Origin of the sequence: Pseudomonas sputi (assembly GCF_021603585.1) — a bacterium.
Classification (GTDB): Bacteria; Pseudomonadota; Gammaproteobacteria; order Pseudomonadales; family Pseudomonadaceae; genus Aquipseudomonas; species Aquipseudomonas sputi.
The window spans coordinates 63,377-82,210 of record NZ_BQHI01000001.1 but is presented as its reverse complement, the minus strand read 5'-3'; the positions used below and the strand labels follow the sequence as shown (position 1 = coordinate 82,210).

General features: G+C 62.3%; 22 protein-coding genes and 1 pseudogene. 11 read left to right on the top strand and 12 right to left on the bottom strand.

What is annotated here, in order from left to right:
- The first annotated feature begins 85 nt into the window (after positions 1 to 85).
- From L6D81_RS00360 to L6D81_RS00345, 4 genes are all read left to right on the top strand, one after another.
- Positions 86 to 607: a DUF3455 domain-containing protein gene (locus L6D81_RS00360; protein ID WP_236177367.1), complete on the top strand. Its 522-nt coding sequence runs from the start codon at positions 86 to 88 to the stop codon at positions 605 to 607.
- Between the two features lie 42 nt (positions 608 to 649).
- On the top strand, positions 650 to 1,180 hold the full coding sequence (locus L6D81_RS00355) for a sigma-70 family RNA polymerase sigma factor (protein ID WP_236177365.1): 531 nt from the start codon (positions 650 to 652) through the stop codon (positions 1,178 to 1,180).
- Positions 1,177 to 1,872 (top strand): anti-sigma factor, encoded by a 696-nt coding sequence (locus tag L6D81_RS00350; protein ID WP_236177363.1) that lies wholly within the window; start codon positions 1,177 to 1,179, stop codon positions 1,870 to 1,872. Before L6D81_RS00355 ends, L6D81_RS00350 begins: the two co-directional genes overlap by 4 nt.
- Positions 1,873 to 1,983: 111 nt before the next feature.
- Positions 1,984 to 2,424, top strand: coding sequence for a phage infection protein (locus L6D81_RS00345; protein ID WP_236177361.1), 441 nt, complete (start codon positions 1,984 to 1,986; stop codon positions 2,422 to 2,424).
- 78 nt (positions 2,425 to 2,502) lie between these two features.
- Here the strand turns inward: L6D81_RS00345 and L6D81_RS00340 are convergent, their stop codons facing one another.
- Positions 2,503 to 3,591 (bottom strand): DUF1615 domain-containing protein, encoded by a 1,089-nt coding sequence (locus tag L6D81_RS00340; RefSeq protein ID WP_236177359.1) that lies wholly within the window; start codon positions 3,589 to 3,591, stop codon positions 2,503 to 2,505.
- 194 nt (positions 3,592 to 3,785) lie between these two features.
- Here L6D81_RS00340 and L6D81_RS00335 point away from each other — a divergent pair, with 194 nt between their 5' ends.
- Positions 3,786 to 5,321, top strand: a complete 1,536-nt coding sequence (locus L6D81_RS00335) for an FAD-dependent oxidoreductase (protein ID WP_236177357.1) — start codon at positions 3,786 to 3,788, stop codon at positions 5,319 to 5,321.
- A gap of 4 nt (positions 5,322 to 5,325) precedes the next feature.
- On the opposite strand, the gene hemB is transcribed toward L6D81_RS00335, so the two are convergent.
- Both hemB and L6D81_RS00325 read right to left on the bottom strand, forming a co-directional pair.
- Positions 5,326 to 6,300 (bottom strand): porphobilinogen synthase, encoded by a 975-nt coding sequence (hemB, locus tag L6D81_RS00330; RefSeq protein ID WP_085608287.1) that lies wholly within the window; start codon positions 6,298 to 6,300, stop codon positions 5,326 to 5,328.
- Positions 6,301 to 6,442: 142 nt separating this feature from the next.
- Positions 6,443 to 7,141 (bottom strand): glutathione S-transferase family protein, encoded by a 699-nt coding sequence (locus L6D81_RS00325; protein WP_236177355.1) that lies wholly within the window; start codon positions 7,139 to 7,141, stop codon positions 6,443 to 6,445.
- A 295-nt stretch (positions 7,142 to 7,436) separates the two neighbouring features.
- Here L6D81_RS00325 and L6D81_RS00320 point away from each other — a divergent pair, with 295 nt between their 5' ends.
- The gene (locus L6D81_RS00320; protein ID WP_236177354.1) at positions 7,437 to 8,111 is read left to right on the top strand and encodes a histidine phosphatase family protein; all 675 of its coding nucleotides are present in this window, start codon (positions 7,437 to 7,439) and stop codon (positions 8,109 to 8,111) included.
- Between the two features lie 27 nt (positions 8,112 to 8,138).
- Here the strand turns inward: L6D81_RS00320 and mnmH are convergent, their stop codons facing one another.
- Both mnmH and selD read right to left on the bottom strand, forming a co-directional pair.
- On the bottom strand, positions 8,139 to 9,242 hold the full coding sequence (mnmH, locus tag L6D81_RS00315; protein WP_236177352.1) for a tRNA 2-selenouridine(34) synthase MnmH: 1,104 nt from the start codon (positions 9,240 to 9,242) through the stop codon (positions 8,139 to 8,141).
- Entirely contained in the window at positions 9,242 to 10,276 is a 1,035-nt protein-coding gene (selD, locus tag L6D81_RS00310; RefSeq protein WP_236177350.1) for a selenide, water dikinase SelD, read from the bottom strand. Before selD ends, mnmH begins: the two co-directional genes overlap by 1 nt.
- A 389-nt stretch (positions 10,277 to 10,665) precedes the next feature.
- Here selD and L6D81_RS00305 point away from each other — a divergent pair, with 389 nt between their 5' ends.
- Both L6D81_RS00305 and L6D81_RS00300 read left to right on the top strand, forming a co-directional pair.
- Positions 10,666 to 11,625 (top strand): nucleoside-specific channel-forming protein Tsx, encoded by a 960-nt coding sequence (locus tag L6D81_RS00305; RefSeq protein WP_236177348.1) that lies wholly within the window; start codon positions 10,666 to 10,668, stop codon positions 11,623 to 11,625.
- A 486-nt stretch (positions 11,626 to 12,111) separates the two neighbouring features.
- Positions 12,112 to 12,489, top strand: a complete 378-nt coding sequence (locus tag L6D81_RS00300) for a DUF6124 family protein (protein ID WP_236177346.1) — start codon at positions 12,112 to 12,114, stop codon at positions 12,487 to 12,489.
- A gap of 139 nt (positions 12,490 to 12,628) precedes the next feature.
- Here L6D81_RS00300 and L6D81_RS00295 read toward each other — a convergent pair whose 3' ends face one another.
- From L6D81_RS00295 to L6D81_RS00285, 3 genes are all read right to left on the bottom strand, one after another.
- Positions 12,629 to 13,585 carry a quinone oxidoreductase family protein gene (locus L6D81_RS00295; protein ID WP_236177344.1) on the bottom strand — a complete coding sequence of 319 codons (957 nt, stop codon included), beginning with the start codon at positions 13,583 to 13,585 and terminating at the stop codon, positions 12,629 to 12,631.
- Positions 13,586 to 13,616: 31 nt separating this feature from the next.
- Complete coding sequence (locus tag L6D81_RS00290) at positions 13,617 to 13,790, bottom strand: DUF1427 family protein (protein ID WP_236177342.1); 174 nt, start codon at positions 13,788 to 13,790, stop codon at positions 13,617 to 13,619.
- 89 nt (positions 13,791 to 13,879) lie between these two features.
- Positions 13,880 to 14,668, bottom strand: coding sequence for an AraC family transcriptional regulator (locus L6D81_RS00285; protein ID WP_236177340.1), 789 nt, complete (start codon positions 14,666 to 14,668; stop codon positions 13,880 to 13,882).
- Between the two features lie 137 nt (positions 14,669 to 14,805).
- On the opposite strand from L6D81_RS00285, the gene L6D81_RS00280 reads away from it, so the two are divergent.
- Entirely contained in the window at positions 14,806 to 15,033 is a 228-nt protein-coding gene (locus tag L6D81_RS00280; RefSeq protein ID WP_011335095.1) for a DUF6555 family protein, read from the top strand.
- A gap of 38 nt (positions 15,034 to 15,071) precedes the next feature.
- Positions 15,072 to 15,344, top strand: coding sequence for a hypothetical protein (locus L6D81_RS00275; RefSeq protein ID WP_085745874.1), 273 nt, complete (start codon positions 15,072 to 15,074; stop codon positions 15,342 to 15,344).
- Between the two features lie 24 nt (positions 15,345 to 15,368).
- Here L6D81_RS00275 and L6D81_RS00270 read toward each other — a convergent pair whose 3' ends face one another.
- From L6D81_RS00270 to L6D81_RS00260, 3 genes are all read right to left on the bottom strand, one after another.
- Positions 15,369 to 15,536 carry a metallothionein gene (locus tag L6D81_RS00270; protein ID WP_074689145.1) on the bottom strand — a complete coding sequence of 56 codons (168 nt, stop codon included), beginning with the start codon at positions 15,534 to 15,536 and terminating at the stop codon, positions 15,369 to 15,371.
- 489 nt (positions 15,537 to 16,025) lie between these two features.
- Positions 16,026 to 16,481 (bottom strand): DMT family transporter, encoded by a 456-nt coding sequence (locus L6D81_RS00265; protein ID WP_039770319.1) that lies wholly within the window; start codon positions 16,479 to 16,481, stop codon positions 16,026 to 16,028.
- 4 nt (positions 16,482 to 16,485) lie between these two features.
- Positions 16,486 to 16,974, bottom strand: a complete 489-nt coding sequence (locus tag L6D81_RS00260) for a DMT family transporter (RefSeq protein WP_236177338.1) — start codon at positions 16,972 to 16,974, stop codon at positions 16,486 to 16,488.
- Positions 16,975 to 17,084: 110 nt separating this feature from the next.
- On the opposite strand from L6D81_RS00260, the gene L6D81_RS00255 reads away from it, so the two are divergent.
- Positions 17,085 to 18,020, top strand: coding sequence for a LysR family transcriptional regulator (locus L6D81_RS00255; RefSeq protein ID WP_236177336.1), 936 nt, complete (start codon positions 17,085 to 17,087; stop codon positions 18,018 to 18,020).
- Positions 18,021 to 18,041: 21 nt separating this feature from the next.
- On the opposite strand, the pseudogene L6D81_RS29605 reads toward L6D81_RS00255, so the two are convergent.
- Positions 18,042 to 18,635 (bottom strand): annotated as a pseudogene (locus tag L6D81_RS29605) (methyl-accepting chemotaxis protein); the annotation flags it as partial.
- Between the last annotated feature and the right edge of the window lie 199 nt (positions 18,636 to 18,834).

Sequence of the window (18,834 nt, the reverse complement as noted above, 5' to 3'; positions counted from 1 at the left end):
GCATCCAAACGCCTCCGTCGCGGGTAGTCCCTGTAACAGCCCACTTTCGGCTGTCAGCGGTTTACCCTTTTTCGGAGAAACACTGATGAACATCACCCAACTGATTGGCCTCACCGGTTTGCTCACGGTTGCTTCGACGAGCTTTGCCCAAAGCAGTTATCCCGATGCGATCAAGGTGCCGGACGGCCACAGGATCGCGATGGAAACCACCGGGGTCGGCGAGATCACCTACGAATGCCGGGACAAGGCCAATGCCGCCGGGCAGACCGAGTGGACGTTCGTCGGCCCGAAAGCGGTGCTCAACGATCGCAGCGGCAAGCAGGTCGGCACCTACTTCGGCCCGCCCGCCACCTGGCAGGCGCAGGACGGTTCGAAAGTCACCGGCACGCAATTGGCCGTTGCGCCATCGAGCCCGGGCAACCTGCCCTATCAACTGGTCAAGGCCAACCCCGCCGAGGGCAAAGGCGCCATGAGCGGCGTGAGTTACATCCAGCGCGTCGCGCTCAAGGGCGGCGTGGCGCCGGGCAGCGAATGTACGGCGGCAAACAAGGGTAAACAGGCCGTGGTGAAGTACCAGGCCGACTACATTTTCTGGGCAGCGAACTGAGCCTGACTGGACGTTTGGCCGATGCTTGCTAGATTGCAGGACATGCCATTACCCGAAACCGCGTTTGATTACGAAGCCCGCCTCGCCGCCTGTGCCCGCGGCGAGGGCGGGGCCCTGCGCGAATTGTATGTGCAGGAAAGCCCGCGGCTGCTGGGTGTGGCCCGGCGTCTGGTGCGTGACACGGCGCTGGCCGAAGACATCGTGCACGACGCATTCATCAAGATCTGGGCCGGCGCGGCGGGTTTCGATCCGGCGCGCGGTTCAGCCCGGGGCTGGATGTTCAGCGTGACCCGTCATCTGGCGCTGAACGCGTTGCGCGATCATGGCCGGGAAGTGCCGTTGCTCGAAGACGACGCACTTCACGTCGATGACGCATTCGACGCACAGGCCCATTCGGCGCGCATCCACCGCTGCCTGCATCAACTGGAACCGCAACGCCGCCGCTGCATCCTTCACGCCTACGTCGACGGTTACAGCCACGCGCAGATCGCCCAACGCCTCGACACGCCGCTGGGCACCGTCAAAGCCTGGATCAAACGCAGCCTCAATGCGTTGCGGGAGTGCATGGGATGACCACCGAATCGGCGCAGGAACGCGATGAACTGGCCAGCGAATACGTGCTCGGCACCCTCTCGGCCGAAGAACGCGCCGAAGTGCAGCGACGCTTGCCCAACGATCCCGATCTGCAAGCGGCCGTGGATGCCTGGGAGCGGCGTCTGCTGGAACTGACCGACCTCGCCCCGGCGCATCAGCCCTCGTCGCAGCTGTGGCAACGGATCGAACGCAGTGTCACGCAGCTCACCCATAAGAGGACGCCAGAGATTTCATGGTGGAACCGCCTGTCACTGTGGCGCGGTTTGAGCGCCGCCGGGCTGGCCGCGACCTTGTTGCTGGGCTCGATCCTGTTGACCCAGACCACACCGAAACCGAGCTATCTGGTGGTGCTGGTTGCCCCGCAGGACAAGGCCCCGGGCTGGGTGATCCAGGCCAGCAGTCCACGGGAGATTCAGTTGATTCCGCTGGGCGTGGTCGAGGTGCCGGCCGACAAGGCGCTGGAGTTCTGGACCAAGGCCGATGGCTGGCAGGGGCCGGTGTCGCTGGGGCTGGTCAAACCGGGACAGGCGCTGTCGATCCCGCTGGACAAGCTGCCGCCGCTGCAACCGAACCAGTTGTTCGAGCTGACGCTGGAAGGCGCCAACGGCTCGCCGATCGGCAAACCCACCGGGCCGATCCAGGCGATTGGCCGCGCCGTGAAGGTGCTGTGACAAACCATCATCGGCGTCGATGTTCACCATCACGTCAATGAAGTTCTCTTAAAAAATCCCGGGCGTAAGATCGGCTCCATACCAAACAAACAACACCCCGGAGCAAAAATCATGAAACGCCAAGTCATCCTCAGCATTGCCCTTTCGGTTCTGGCCTTCAACGCATTTGCCGCCAAACCCGCCCACACCCTGATCGCCGAAGGTGGTTCGGATCGCCTGATCGAACGTCGCGTCGCCGAAGGTGGCTCGGATCGTTTGATCGAACGTCGCGTCGCTGAAGGTGGCTCGGATCGTCTGATCGAACGTCGCGTCGCCGAAGGTGGTTCGGATCGCCTGATCGAACGTCGCGTTGCCGAAGGTGGTTCGGATCGTCTGATCGAACGTCGCGTTGCCGAAGGTGGCTCGGATCGTCTGATCGAACGTCGCGTCGCTGAAGGTGGTTCGGATCGTCTGATCGAACGTCGCGTTGCCGAAGGTGGTTCGGATCGACTGATCGAACGTCGCGTTGCCGAAGGTGGCTCGGATCGTCTGATCGAACGTCGCGTTGCCTGAATGAATGGCGTGACCGCAACAACCCAGAAAAAACCCGGCTCCCGTCAGCCGGGTTTTTTTATACCTTTTTGATCGTCCTCAGCCCTTGGCCATGCAGCGCCGATAACGCTCGTCGACCCGTTTGGCAAACCATGCCGTGGTCAATTTGCGGGTGATCTTCGGGCTCTGCAGCACGATCCCAGGCAACACCGCACGGGGCAGTGACTTGCCTTCGGCGCGCTCCGCCAGTTCGAAGACCCGTTGATACAGTTTGGTTTCCTCGAAGGCCAGGCTATCGCCCTTTTCCAGTTGATCGCGGATCACCGGATTGCGCATGCCCAGCGATTTGCCGAGGGTGCGCACCGCCAGTTCAGTGCTGCCGGGCATGATCGCGCCAGGGCGGATCAGGTCGCCATCCAGCGCCAGTGGAATCCCCGACGCCCGGCTGACCGCATTCTGAAACGCCGCGTTGCGACTGGCGTACCAGCCGGCGTTGAAGTCGGCGAAGCGGTACAACGGTTCGCGATAACTCACCGGATAACCCAGCAAATGGGCAATGCCGAAGTACATGCCGCCCCGACGGCTGAACACCTCGCGACGAATGGTGCCGTCCACCGGGTACGGATAGTCCTTGGCGTGCTGCTCGGCGAATTCGATGCTGACCTGCATCGGCCCGCCGGTGTGCACCGGGTTGAAACCGCTGAACAGCGTACGGCCCATCGGCACCGAGCCGATGAAGTCATCGAAAATCGCGCTCAATTCCTTTTCGCTGCGGGCGGCGCTCAGGCGTTCGCTGTAGGTCTTGCCGTTCGGCGAACGCACCTGCAACGCGCCGCTGACCAACAGGCTCGGGATATGCACCTTGGCGGCGCGCCGGTCGATCTCGTTGCGGGCGATCTTGCCCAGGCCGGGCACCGGCGGATCGACCTGAAAGGTGGACTCCTGCTCGGTGACGGCCAGCACCGAACACAGATTCTGCGTGGTCGGGCTGATGCCCTGGGCGGCGAACGCGGCGTAGATGTCAGTGGCCCAGCCCGGGCGGTCGACGGTTTTTGCCGGCAGCAAGCGCACGATCTGCGCCTTGACCTCGGCGGGCGGGCGCGGCGCCGGTTCTTCGCTGCGTTGACCGGCGCAACCGGCCAGTACCAGCAGCGCGGCGAGGCTGACGAGTAATCGAGGGGTGTGCATAACGCTTCATCCAGTCCGTTGAGCCGGGTTAACCCTACGCGCAATCGCAGGGCGCAGGATAGGACTGCGGGCCGGCGACGCTGTTCCATCGGCCCGTCTGGCAGGCCGACTGGCCGCCCTCGCCGTCTGATCCATACTTGCTGCTGCACACTCAGTGGCACGTCTCAGATCAGGACACGCGAGGAGGACAGACCATGAACCGCAGTGATGTTCTGATCATCGGCGCCGGCCCCACCGGACTGGTGCTCGCCCTGTGGCTGAGCAAACTGGGCGTGCGCGTGCGCATCATCGACAAGGCCAGCGCCCCCGGCACCACGTCGCGGGCACTGGCAGTGCAGGCGCGCACCCTTGAGTTGTACCGGCAACTGGACCTGGCCGACGCCGTGGTACGCAACGGTCACCGGGTAGCCGCGGCGAATTTCTGGGTCAAGGGCAAACCCGTGGCGCAACTGCCGCTGAACCGGATCGGCGAAGGCCTGACGCCCTATGCCTTTCTGGAAATATACCCGCAGGACGAACACGAGCGACTGTTGATCGACCGTCTCGAAGATTACGACGTGACCGTCGAGCGCAACACCACGCTGGAGAGTTTCACGGAAAACGGCGATGGCCTCACCGCCCATTTGCGCCTGCCGGATGGCCAGCAGGAAATCTGTCAGGCCTGCTATCTGGCCGGATGCGACGGCGCCCGTTCAATCGTGCGCAAAACCCTCGACACCGGTTTTCCCGGCGGCACCTATCAGCAGATTTTCTATGTCGCCGATGTACGGGCCAGTGGTCCGGCACTCAACGGCGAGTTGCATCTGGATCTGGATGAAGCGGACTTTCTCGCCGTGTTCCCTCTGGCCGGTGAGGGCCGCGCGCGGCTGATCGGCACCGTGCGTGACGAGCGTGCAGACCGCGCCGAGACCCTGGAGTTTTCCGATGTCAGCAGCCGCGCCATCGAGCATTTGAACGTGCACATCGAGGACGTCAACTGGTTCTCCACCTACCGCGTGCATCACCGGGTGGCGGATCACTTTCGCCAGGGTCGGGCGTTTCTGCTCGGCGATGCGGCGCACGTGCACAGCCCGGCCGGTGGCCAGGGCATGAACACCGGCATCGGCGATGCGATCAACCTGGCGTGGAAGCTCGCGGCAGTGCTCGGCGGCGCTGCCACGCCCGGGCTGCTCGACAGCTACGAAACCGAACGCATCGCCTTCGCTCGCCGACTGGTGTCGACCACCGACAAGGTCTTCAGTTTTGTGACTGCCGAAGGCCGCATGGCTGATCTTTTGCGCACGCGGCTGGCACCGTTCCTGATCCCGAAAATGGCCTCATTCGAGACCAGCCGCGAATTCCTCTTTCGCACGGTGTCGCAAATCACCGTCAACTATCGGGGCATGACGTTGAGCGAAGGGGTGGCCGGGCACGTGCACGGCGGCGACCGCCTGCCGTGGGCCCATGATGGCGAGGGAGACAATTACGAGCCGTTGCGCCATCCGTGCTGGCAGGTGCATGTGTACGGCGACACCAGCGACGAGATGATTGCCTGGTGCACTGAACATCACTTGCCGCTGCACGTGTTCGACTGGCGTCCGGCGTTTGAAACGGCGGGCCTGGGGCGCAACGGCTTTTACCTGTTGCGCCCCGATACCTATGTGGCGATTGCCGACAACAGCGCGGATCCGAAGGTGATCGAACGGTACTTCCGTGATCACGGGATCCGGCCGTTTTTCAATGGCCCCTGAAAGGTCAGATCCCGGCCAGGGCCAGGTCCATCGCAAAGTAGGTGAAGATCAGATCCGCACCCGCGCGCTTGATCGCGCCGAGGCTTTCGCGCACCACACGATCTTCGTCGATAGCCCCGGCCTGGGCGCCGAACTTGATCATCGCGTACTCGCCGCTGACCTGATACGCCGCCAGCGGCAGGTTCGAGGCTTCGCGGATATCGCGGATGATGTCCAGGTACGCGCCGGCCGGTTTGACCATCAGCGCGTCGGCGCCTTCCTGCTCGTCGAGCAATGATTCGCGCAGGGCTTCGCGGCGGTTCATCGGGTTCATCTGATAGCTTTTGCGATCGCCCTTCAGCGCGCTGCCGCCAGCCTCGCGGAACGGGCCGTAGAGCGCCGAGGCGAATTTGGTCGAGTAGGCCATGATCGGAATCTGCGTGAAGCCGGCATCGTCCAGGGCGCGACGAATCGCCCGCACCTGGCCGTCCATCGCCGCCGACGGCGCGATCACGTCGGCACCGGCACGCGCTGCCGCCACCGCTTGTTTGCCGAGGTTGATCAGGGTCTGGTCGTTGTCGACTTCATGGTTGTGCATCACGCCGCAATGGCCGTGGTCGGTGTACTCGCAGAAGCAGGTGTCGGACATCACGATCATCTCCGGCACGGCGTCCTTGGCGATCCGCGACATGCGCGACACCAGCCCGTTTTCGCGCCAGGTATCGCTGCCGCTGGCGTCCAGATGATGGGACACGCCGAAAGTCATCACCGACTTGATCCCGGCCCGGGCGTAGCGCTCGATTTCGCCGGCCAGTTTGCGCTCGGGAATACGCATCACGCCGGGCATGCTCTTGATCGGCACGAAGTCATCGATCTCTTCTTCGACGAAGATCGGCAGTACCAGATCGTTGAGGGAAAACTCGGTTTCCTGGAACAGGCTGCGCAGGCTCGCATTGCGGCGCAGACGGCGTGGACGTGCTTCGGGGAACTGACTGGACATGGGGCCTTTCCTGAAAACAGCGGATGAGACGAAAGTCGTAGGGGGCGAAGCTTATGCCTTGCGGGGATCGGGGTACAAACCTGGATCAATCAACAGTGCATTACCGGGCGCGCAATAATCTGCGCACCCGGCAGCCACAGGATCAGGAGGGAATGGTCAGCCCGCGCACAACCGCCGGGCGCGCCAGGAAGCGCTCCAGCACTCGGGTGACGTTCGGGAAGTTGTCGATGCCGACCAGATCGCCCGCCTCGTAGAAGCCGATCAGGTTGCGCACCCACGGGAACGTGGCGATGTCGGCGATGGTGTAGCGCTCGCCCATGATCCAGTCGCGCCCTTGCAGACGGGTGTTCAGGACGCTGAGCAGGCGGCGGCTTTCTTCGACGTAGCGGTCACGGGGACGCTTGTCTTCGTAGTCCTTGCCGGCAAATTTGTTGAAGAAACCGAGCTGGCCGAACATCGGGCCGATGCCGCCCATCTGGAACATCAGCCACTGGATGGTTTCATAGCGCAGCGCACCTTCCTGGGCCAGCAACTGGCCGCTCTTGTCGGCGAGGTAGATCAGGATCGCGCCAGACTCGAACAACGGCAGCGGTTTGTCCTCGGGGCCGTGGGGGTCGAGGATCGCCGGGATCTTGTTGTTCGGGTTCAGCGCCAGGAATTCCGGGGACATCTGGTCATTGGTATCGAAGCCCACGCGGTGCGGCTCGTAAGGCAGGCCGATCTCTTCAAGCATGATCGAGACCTTGACGCCGTTGGGGGTCGGCAGGGAATAGAGCTGAATCCAGTCAGGGTACTGCGCCGGCCATTTCCGGGTGATCGGGAACGCGGACAGATCAGTCATGTGTAGCATCCAGTCACAAATTGAAAGGCCTGAGCATAATCCACGAACAGCGCTCTGGCTCGGGTTCTTTACACCCTCGCCCGTCGGCTTACTTAAATCCGCAACATCCTGTGGTTAACCTTCCCTCCAACCGCACAGCCTCAACGGTAAAGTGCTGCGCACTCAAGCGGATCGAACCAAACGGGCCTCAGGGGGCTCCAAGCAAGCCAGTGATGACAGGGAAAACAGCCGGCGCGCATGCACCGGTGCAAAGGTTTGTCAGCCTTAACCGAACAGACTGAAGACGCCTTATCCCATGACGAACTTGATGAAAGTCGCCAAACGCTTCAAACATCGCGCGTACGTGGCCCTGCCCACCCTGCTGGCGGTCAGTGCGCTGTTCCTGTCGCTGGAATCCAGCGAAAGCCGTGCGCAACCGGTGGACGGCACCCAGACCCTGGTGTTCCTGCGCCACGCAGAGAAACCGGCCGGCGGTCTCGGCCAGCTCAACTGCCAGGGCCTGAACCGGGCCATCGACCTGTCGACCCTGCTGCCGGAAAAATTCGGCAAGGCCGACTACGTGTTCGCCGCCAACCCGACGCGCAATGTCGAGGAAGGCGAACTGGACAACTCCTACAGCTACATCCGCCCTCTCATGACCATCAGCCCCGCCGCCATCAAGCTCGGCCTGCCGGTGAACATCGAATTTTCGGCCAACGACACCAGCGACCTGGCCCGGGAACTGACCGACGACAAGTACCACAACTCGACCATCTACACCGCCTGGTCCCACGGCTACCTGCCGGAGCTGATCAACAAGGTGGCGGGCAAGGCGGTCGGCGGGAAGCAGAAGATCACCGAGGACTGGGAATCCAGCGATTACGACTCGCTGTATGTGCTGACCCTGACCTGGCACAACGGCAAGGCCAGCCTGCAGAGCCACAGCTACAAACAGGGGCTGGATAACGGCCAGGAGAGCTGTCCGACCTGAGTGTGTCCGGGGCCCCTTCGGGTCCCGTCAGGTCTGAGGTTTGATTCGCTCACGCAAATACTCGACAACGGCCTGCCGCGCCTCCGCAAACTCGATCCGCCCGCCCTTCTTTTCACGTTGGAACACATACATCGGGTCGTAATACTCGCGCAGCAAGCCCTCGATCCACGCGCGGTGCAAATCCACCGCCCCACTGCGGCCCTGCTCTGCCAGCGCCTCTTCCATCAACATCCGCAGCCGCCGATGGCGCTCACCGCCCAGGCGTTTGTGCACATTGTCGAGGCTATCCAGCAACCGCTCGCAAAACCGCGAAAAACCTTCATCCCCATGCACAGCCTGAAACTCGGCAGACAAATCCACCACGTAATCGCGCAGGATCCGCTCGACGCGCTGCTCGAAACGATCTTCCAGCCAGACCATCGGGTACTGCTGCATGCCCTGATACAACGGCAAGGGCAGCGCGCAGCTGCCCACCACCCGGCTTTCGTCCTCCAGCACAAACTGTTCGATGCCGGCGGCGCGTTTTTTCAGAAAGTCGATGGCCAGCCGGTTCTCGAAATCGATGTTCGACGGCTGACCGGTGGCGCGCTTGCCGAAACTCGAGCCTCGGTGATTGGCATGGCCTTCCAGATCCACGCTGTTGCGCAGTTGCGCCAGCACTTCGGTCTTGCCAGTGCCGGTCATGCCGCCCAGCAGCACGAAATCACAGTCGGCCAAGGCTGATTCGAGGGTGTCGATCAGATAGCCACGCAGCGCCTTGTAGCCTCCGCCGATCCGTGGATAGTCGATACCGGCCTCCGACTTGAGCCACTGCTGCACGATCTGCGAACGCAGGCCGCCACGAAAGCAATACAGATAACCTTGCGGATGTGCCCGGGCAAAGTCCGCCCAGGCCTGAATACGCTCGGCCTTGACCGCGCCGGACACCAGTTGATGGCCCAGTTCGATGGCGGCCTGCTGCCCGTGATGCTTGTAGCAAGTGCCGACTCGCTGGCGCTCGATGTCGTTCATCAGCGGCAGATTGACCGCCCCGGGAAACGCCCCCTTGTGAAACTCGACCGGCGCACGGGCGTCCATCAGCGGCCGGTCGTTGAGGAAGATGTCGCGGTAGCCAGTGAAGTCGATGGACATCAATTCACCTCGACCGCGTGGCTCTGTCGCCCGATCAATTCACCGATGGGCTCAAGCACCAGGCCGAGTTCGGCAGCGACGGCGAGGAATTCGGCTTCCCCCTCCGGAGTCACTGCAATCAATAACCCGCCGCTGGTCTGCGGATCGCACAGCACGCGCTTGTGCAATTCCTGGACCCGCCCGACGCGGCTCGAATAACTGTCGAAATTGCGCAGGGTGCCGCCGGGCACGCAGCCCTGTTCGAGGTAGTACTCGATGCTCGAAAGCCGCGGCACCCGGTCATAAAAAACCCGCGCCGTCAGGTGACTGCCGTCGGCCATTTCCACCAGATGCCCGAGCAGCCCGAACCCGGTAACGTCGGTCATGGCGGTGACCCCGGCCAGTTTGCCGAACCGACTGCCGGGCTTGTTCAGCGTACACATCCAGTCCCGGGCCACGCCGATGTCGTCGGGGCGCAGCTTGCCCTTTTTTTCCGCCGTGGTGAGGATGCCGATGCCCAGCGGTTTGGTCAGGTACAGCAGGCAACCGGCGGTAGCGGTGTCGTTGCGCTTCATGAAGCGCTTTTCCACCAGTCCGGTGACGGCCAGACCGAAAATCGGCTCCGGCGCATCGATCGAATGCCCGCCGGCCAACGGAATTCCCGCTTCATCGCACACTGCACGCCCGCCACGAATCACCTCCCGCGCCACTTCCGGCGCCAGCACGTTGACCGGCCAGCCGAGGATCGCAATCGCCATCAACGGATCGCCGCCCATGGCGTAGATGTCGCTGATGGCATTGGTGGCGGCGATCCGGCCGAAGTCGAACGGGTCGTCGACGATCGGCATGAAGAAATCCGTGGTCGAGACCACCCCGCGCTCGGCATCGATTGCATACACCGCCGCATCATCGCGCGACGCGTTGCCGACCCACAGTTTCGGATCAAGATTCTGCGCCCCGCTGCCGGCCAGAATCACCTCCAGCACCTTGGGCGAAATCTTGCAGCCACAGCCGGCGCCGTGGCTGTATTGGGTCAGACGGATGGGCTCGGTCATGGGGCAGTCTCCGGGAGGCAGTGGGAGGGATTTTAGCAGAGGGGTCGGCGGGCAAAAAAACCGCCCTTGCGGGCGGCTGAAGTGCTTCGCTCCTGAATCAGAATCCGAGGTTGAAGCTGATGGTCATCGAAACAGCGGCAGGCTCGGCACACCGGTACAGGTGACCGTCGAACCGGCCGTTCTGAGCGAGGGCTTGAGGACGATTTAAGGCGCTTTTGAGGGGAGTTGATCAAGTCGCCAGGTAAACCCGTGAATCAATCGATTTTTCAGTGGTTTGGAAAACTGGTACGGCTTGTGCAAACGTTTGCGAGTCGCTAATGACCGCGTTTTCGTTACAAAACCGTACTGGCCCCATCCTCTCGGGCCTCGATTCGCAAAAAGGACTTTGAATGCACGTTTCTTCCTGCCACCGCCGTCGCGGTGTGCGTACCTTTACTGTTTCCCTGCTACTGGCCGGCGTTACCGGAGTTCTCAGTCACAACGCGCTGGCGCAACCTGCCCTGCCGGATGAATCCGCCCAGGGTGAAGCCCTCAGTCCCGAAGCCAGCCCGCCGAAAAAAGGCGCGTACCTGTCGGACTGGTATAACCAGGACCTGATGCTGATCGGCAGCAAGGACATCAGCTTCGGCCCGCAACCGGCCGACGACATCTACCTGGAATACGAGTATTTCGGACGCAAGGGCCCGTTCGAGCTGTATGGCTACATCGACATCCCGAAGATCTTCAACATCGGCAACAGCCACGATAAAGGCGTGTGGGATCACGGCTCGCCGGTGTTCATGGAGCACGAGCCGCGCATCTCCATCGATTACCTGGCCGGGCGCAGCCTGGCCATCGGGCCGTTCAAGGAATGGTACGTGGCGTTCGACTGGATCTACGATCACGGCAGTCGCAAGGAAAACCGCGCCAACACGCTGTACAGCGGTTTCGGCACCGACATCGACACCCATTCGCGGGTCAATCTGTCGGCCAACCTGTACGGGCGCTACCAGTGGGAAAACTACGGCGCCAGCAACGAATACTCGTGGGACGGCTACCGCGCGCAGCTCAAGTACATCGTGCCGATCGATAAATTCAGCAACGGTGCCTCGCTGACCTATATAGGCTTTACCAATTTCGATTTCGGCTCGGACCTGCACAAGGACAATCCGGCGCGCACCGCCAATGCCACGGTCGCAACCAACGTCTTGCTGTACTCGTTCACCCATCTGCGCTTCACCCTGGTCGGGCGTTATTTCCACAACGGCGGCAATTGGGACGACGGCAGCGAGCTGAACTTCGGCGACGGCAACTTCCGTGCACGTTCCAATGGCTGGGGGTATTACGCGGGGATCGGGTATCAGTTCTGATCCCGCGCCTTTCAAGTCTGAACGTACTGGCGAGACTGCTCGCGTTGACGCCTACAGAACAACACAGCGCATCAGGCCTACAAACCCGCCGCCCCGTTTGATCGGGACGGCGGGTTTTGTCGTTTCGGGCACCTGCCAACGCGCTTGTTGAAGTGTGTTTAAGGTTATGTCCGCAAAGCCACGCCACCTTGCGCCATTGCCTACGCATCCGCCAGAATCCGCCGGCTTGTGCGCCTTGGGGGCGGGTTCTATTGTGGGTCGGTCGCTGACGAATCAGCGATCGGGTTTCGCAGCCCGGATCAATCAAGGCGCCCAGCGAGTCATTCCGTTCAGTATTTTTGGCTGAATGCGCAATGGCGGTTGTGCGCGGGATACCTTCGGGTATGCCGGGTTCCTTGATTCCCGGTCTGCGAACCCGCGTACAGCTGCCACCTCCCTTCGTTTCGCAGCGAACCGTGGCAGCTCCATCAATCAGGGAGTTTTACCATGATCAAACCCACACCCAACCCACCCGAAACCGACCCCACCTCGCCCTACGAAACCCTCGATTCCAAGAAATTCCACGAAGCCGCCGAGCGCGCGCTCGACCATTACCTCAATCCGCTGCTCCCCAGAAAACCGCTGCTCAAACCCAACACCCGCTACCTCATCGCCCCCGGTATCGACAGTGAAGAACTGCTGGCCGACGCCTGCGAAACCCTGACTTCGGCCAAGACCATGGCCAATGACTTCGCCGGGCTGGTGGATGGCTCGCAACGGCATGTGTTGTTGGGGATTGCACAGCTGATCATGCTGGGGGAGCTGGCGGTGAGTCGGGTGCTGGATAATCTGGAGTTGAAGGCTGAGGCGTCCGCTGCAGCCTGATCGATTGATCGACTGATCGTTCCCACGCTCTGCGTGGGAATGCAGCCCGGGACGCTCCGCGTCCCAAAGAGCGGACGCAGAGCGTCCATTGAGGCATTCCCACGCAGAGCGTGGGAACGATCTAATGCATTGGTGTCGCTCAGGGAATCAGGATGACCTTGTCACCGCTACCCTCATTCACATCGGCATACCGTGCCAGACCTTCGACCAGCGGTGCTTCGACCAGCCCTTGCGGCAGTGGCAGCAGGTCTTCGTCGAAGAACCGGCCGAACTGCTCGAGCATCGCCGCACAGGCTTCAACGCCATACAGCAACGAGTTGATGCCGACCACCGAACCACCCTTGCGATACAGGGCCAGCGCCGGCAACTGCACATGCCCGTCCACCGGCGCGGCGATGATCGCGATCCGGCCGAAGGTCGCCAATGCCGCCACCGAGGCCGGCAGCCAGAACCCGGTGGTGTCGAAAATCACATCGGCGCCGCCGCGATACACCGCATTGACCTGCGCGCCCAGATCCTCGGGCTTGTCCAGCTGAATCGTCTGATAACCCTGCGCCTGCAAATCCTTGACCTGCTCCGGCCGCCGCGCCGCCGCCAGCAACTGCGCGCCGCGCACCTTGGCCAGCGCCAGCGCCGCCGTCGCCACCGCTCCGCCGCCGATCACCAGCAAACGGGTTTCAGCGCTGACCAGACTGCGCTCCAACGCATCCCACGCCGTGGTGTAAGGCACGCCAAGACTGGCGGCCTGGGTGAAACTCAAATGCGAAGGCTTGTGCGCCACGCCATTGGCCGGCAGTTTGACGAACTGCGCATGGGAGCCATCGGCGAAGAAACCCAGCTCACGCCCGGTGCCCCAGACCTCTTGGCCGATCAACGCCTGCGGCCCTTCGACCACCACACCGGCAAAGTCTCGACCGGGAATGCGCGGCAGCGTGGTGTACGGGAAACGCCCGAGCACGTTCTTCACGTCGCTGGGGTTGAGGCCAGCGGCCTTGATCTGCACCAGCACCTCGTCTGCGCCCGGCACCGGTGTTGGCACCTCGACGAAGCGCAGGGACGACAGGTCGCCGGTTTTATCGAATTGCAGTGCTTTCATGGAAATCTCCACCGAAGGAAAAAGACAGGCTTCAGGACAGCCAGCCACTGACCAGTTGCCGCCCCATCGGCCACAACTGCTCGCCCGCCAGCATGCCGAGCAGGCCCACCAGCGCGATGGTCGGCGGCGCCGGCGAACGGACATCCAGCGCGCCATACAGCAGGCCGACACCCAGACCGACGCCCAGTGAAATCAGGTAATGCATGGGATCACTCCGCCACATAAAGGGAATGGGCAAAGTCTAGGGAAAGGCTGAGGCCGGCATCGGCCAAGGACTTCTGAATTTCGGCCAAATCAGCCGGCAAGCGGCCCGGCACCGAACTGCGAAGGCGCGACACCCAGCTCACGGCGAAACATGTCGCTGAAACTGCTCGGCGAATAACCCAGCTCACGGGCAATCGCGCTGACCGGCACGCCTTGAATCAATTCCGCCACCGCCGTCGCCAATTGCACCTGACGCCGCCACTCGGCGAAGCCCATGCCCAGCCCTTCCTTGAACAGACGTGCGAGCGTACGCACGCTGGCTCCGGCGTTTTCGGCGTGTTGCTCGAAAGGAATGTCCAGCGACGGCGCCGCCATGACGGCCTGGCACAGACTCATCAGCCGCCGGTCGGCGTCGTCCGGCAACGGGATCTTCAACTGTGAACGCCTTGCGCGTTTCAGCTCCAGCAGCGCCAGCCCGACCAGCGCCTCGTAATACCCGGCATCGCCGCTGTCGCCCTGCGCCACCAGCCCGACAATCAACTCACGCAGCAGCCCGCCGACCTCGATCACCTGCACCGTCTCATCCAGCGTCGCCGCCAGCGCCGGGCGCAGGTAGATATTGCGCATCTGCAAATCCGACACCACCCGAATTCCGTGCGGCACGCCCGGCGGCAACCACACCGCCCGCTGCGGCGGCACCACCAGCGCCTCGTGCGGCGTCTCGACCCACATCACCCCGCTCATTGCATACAGCAACTGCCCCCAGACATGCTCATGGGGCTCGATGAACAACCCGCGCGGATACGTACGCGCCAACGGTTGCACCGGCACATCGGTATCACTCAGATCAGGGGGCGCAGCGAGGGCCATGGCGAACATTCATCGGGGTTGGCGGAAGCGCCATGGTAACCAGTCCGACCGAGACCTCGCCATTGATAGATACCGTCGGACAACTCGAGTGAATTTTCCCGGTGCCCAGCGATCCTTCTATTACCACAGGGAGGAAGATGGGCTTTATGAACAACGCAAAACTGTACGTCATCGATTACACCCTACACGGCGCGCCAAAGTCGTTCATTATCCGCTCGGACAAAATGGACAACACCGAGGCGTGGCACTGGGCAAGCTGCGACGCTGGGGTCGGCCGCATCCCGCGTTTCGGCCGGGAGAAAGTGCAGAAGACCAGCAAGCCGATGGCGGAAAAATTCGGCGTGGAAAACGTCACCTGGCGACCGGCAAGCTAAGCTTGCGCGCAGGCGGAGACTCTATCGGGGGAACACACATGACAACCATCAACAGCCCGGCACACCTGGACTACGGCCTGGACACCCTCTTCGGCCGCATCACCAAAAGCGTCGACTGCCCGGTTGGCCTGGAACCCGTCGAAAACGACCCCTACCGCTTCGCCCTGCGCGTCCCGGCCCCCTTGCCGGAAGACCTTGAAAAGGCCAAGACCATCGTCGTCAACGTCGAAGGTCGCCGCCTGCAAGGCAACGTCCGCCACACCGAACGCCTGGACGACGACAGCCTGAAACTGGAAGTGGAGCCTGACTAGGCTCCACCTTTTCAATACCCAGGATTACTTGGGATGCGCACACTGGCACCCCTTGCCGGAACACTCCTCACCACTCTTGTGATGATGCGCACAGGCCTCACAGCAATAATGCTTCCCGTGCGCCACATAAGAATGCTCACCCTCCTTGATTGTGCAACGACATCCCGGACAATCGCATTTTCTATCTGCCATGAAACAGACTCCTCTGGTGGTGGTTGTCTGAGGCCGAAAGAACAAGCCGTGCTACCAGTGTAGAACGTGTAAACCACCTAACCTCCCAACCCACACCACTAACCACTAACCACTCCCCCTTCAACCATCCCCCCACCACTCACCACGATGAGCGTTAGCTCGAGTACCGCTTTTGATCTCAAGGCCCGTCGGCAGGCTGAGTGGAGGGATTGATCCGGGGGTGGGAGCGCAGCGACCGTGCGGCGAAGCCGCATGCATCGAGAGGAGGTGCAGCGAAGCAAACCGTAGGCGATGCCCCCGGATCAATCCCGGAGCGAAGGAACCCGAGCCACAGCGAGGGCCGTACGTCAGGGCCCAAGACCTTTGGTTACTTTGGGGCGTTTGCCAAAGTGACCCGCCGTAAGGGCGGAACCATAAGCCGCAGCGACCGAAGCAACGGATATACACGCAAAACGAACAAGAACCTGGTCGGCCCAAAGGACGCCACGCTCAAACAGCCTGACGCACGCTGCTGCGATACATGAACACCAGCGCCAGCCCCAAACAAACCATCGCCAAAACCCGACTCGAAGACAACTCAATAGCGGGATTCCCCAACCAGCCAAAATTGTCGATCAACATCCCCATTCCCAACTGCCCGACAATCACCGCCACCGTCGCCACAGCCGCACCAACGCGCGGCACTGCGCCAACCATGACCATCATGTAAACCACACCGAACAGCGCCCCACTCAACTGCCACTTCGGCACCTCCAGCAAACTCACCGCCTGAGCAGGCTCAAAAAACAAAATCAACAACCCCGTAGAAACGGCGCCGACGACAAACGTCAACAAACTGCTGCGCAACACCCCAACGGTTTCCCCAAGGCGCCCATTGATCGCCGCTTGCACACTCAACACCGCACCGGCCAACACCACCACCGCCAACAAAATAACCAGACTCATCGCATCAACCCCGCGCAATCAAAATCAGTGCCGCCACAATCAACCCCAACGCCAGCCAACGTTCGGCATTGACCTTCTTGCGCGTAGCACCAAACCAGCCGAAATGGTCGATCAGCACACTCTTGCCGACCTGCCCCGACAAAATCGCGATCATCGTCATGGCAATCCCGATATGCGGTGTCGCCAGGGTCAGCACCACTACATACATCGGCCCCAGAAACCCGCCAATCAACTGCCAGCGCGGCAGGTCGGTCAGCGCCGGGCCCTTCTGTGGCCCCGCAAACAGCAACAGCAAAAACAGAATCGCCGAGCCGACCCCGAAGATGCTCAACGTTGCCCATAGATGCCCGACCTGCTCGCCCAGCGGTCCGAGCAACCCGGCCTCCACCGACAAGCCCATGCCGGCCAGGATCACCAGCGGCAACAGCAACAAACGTAAACCAGGCCGGGCAACCGGAGCCGGCGCGGCGCTCACTTCATCAAGTGACTGCATCAAAAAAACCTCGAAGAAAACGATGGCGCGGATTATCGGCTGGCGCAGCTGTGCGATAAATGGGAGCATCCAGACAACACTTTTGCGCAACTCGCACAGCAGGACACACCATGCACGGGCTCAACGAACTGGGATTCAAGGCGCTAAGGCTGTTTGTGGCCGTACTCGACCACGGCAGTTTTTCCGAGGTCGCCCGCCGCGAAGGCGTGGCACCCTCCTCGATTTCCCGGCAGATCCAGCTGATGGAGCAAGCGCTGAACCAGCAGTTGCTCTACCGCCACACCCGCGCGGTGACGCCAACCGAAGCCGGGCGCATGCTCGGCCATCACGCGCGGCTGGTGCTGGTGCAACTGGAGGAAGCCGAACAGGCGTTGCAGGAACAGCAAAGCGAACCGACCGGCCTGGTGCGAATCAACGCCCCGGTGGTGTTTGGCCAGCGCCACCTGACGCCATGGCTGGGTCGTCTGTGCGAGCGCTATCCGAAGCTGCAACTGGACATCCAGCAGACCGACCACTACGTCGATCCGCTGCAGGAAGGCGCCGACCTGCTGTTTCGCATCGGCCCGCTGCACGACTCGAGCATGCAGGCGCGGATCCTGGCACCGCATCGCTTTCAGGTCGCGGCCAGCCCGGCGTATCTCGAGCGCTTCGGCACCCCGCAGCAGCCCGCAGACCTCGCCCGCCACCAGTGCCTGGCCTACAAGGGCGCGACCGGCCTGCAGCGCTGGTTCTTCCGACAGGATCAGGGCGAGTGGACGCCGTACTCGGTCAAGGGCCCGATTACCGGCAACCACGCAGACACGTTGACCCAGGCTGCGGTGCAAGGGCTGGGACTGGTGATGTTTCCGTCATGGCTGATCGGCGAGGCGGTGCGTGAAGGTACGCTGGTGCCGGTGCTGGGGGATTATCAGGTTTCAAACAGCCTTGAACCGCAGCAGATTGCGGTGCTGTGGCCGGGGAGCCGGAGGCTGTCAGTGAAGGTGCGGACGGTGATTGATTTCTTCATTGAGTGTTTTGGCGAGGTGCCGTATTGGGACAGACCCTGACGGTCTGTCCCGACTACGCCATCAGATACGGAACTGGCCGACCAGTTTGCCCAGCCGCTGCCCAAGATCCGCCAGACTGCGCGAAGTCTGCGCCCCCAACTGTGTCTCATCCGCCACGTTATCCACCGCCACCGCAATCTGATGCACGCTGCGGTTGATCTCTTCCGCGACCGCCGTTTGCTCCTCGGCGGCACTGGCAATCTGCGCGTTCATCGAGTTGATCGTCGCAATCAGGTCCGCCATCGCATCCAGCGATGCCCCCGCCTGATTGGCCTGGGCCGACGTGCCGTCACCCGCCTCGCTGGAACGGCGCATCGCCTCCACCGCCGACTGCGTCCCCGCCTGCAAACGGTCGATCATCCCCTGAATTTCCTGCGTGCTGATCTGCGTGCGTGACGCCAGCGCCCGCACCTCGTCCGCCACCACCGCAAACCCGCGCCCTGCCTCGCCGGCCCGTGCCGCTTCGATCGCGGCGTTGAGCGCCAGCAGGTTGGTCTGTTCAGCGATCGAGCGGATCACCCCGAGCACGCCGACAATCGACGACACGTCCTGTTGCAGGCTGTCGAGGGACACGCCGCTGCTGCGGATGTCGTCCACCAGCGCGTGAATCTGCTGGATGCTGCCGGCCACCACTCGTTTGGCGGTCTGGCCTTCCTCATCGGTCTGTTGCGCGGCGACGGCGGCGTTCTGTGCGCTCTTGGCGACTTCCTGGGCGGCGGCGGACATCTCGTTGATCGCCGTGGCGACCTGATCCGTTTCGTGGCGCTGACGCTCCATGGCCTGATCGGAGCGCTGGGCCTGATCCGACACCTGA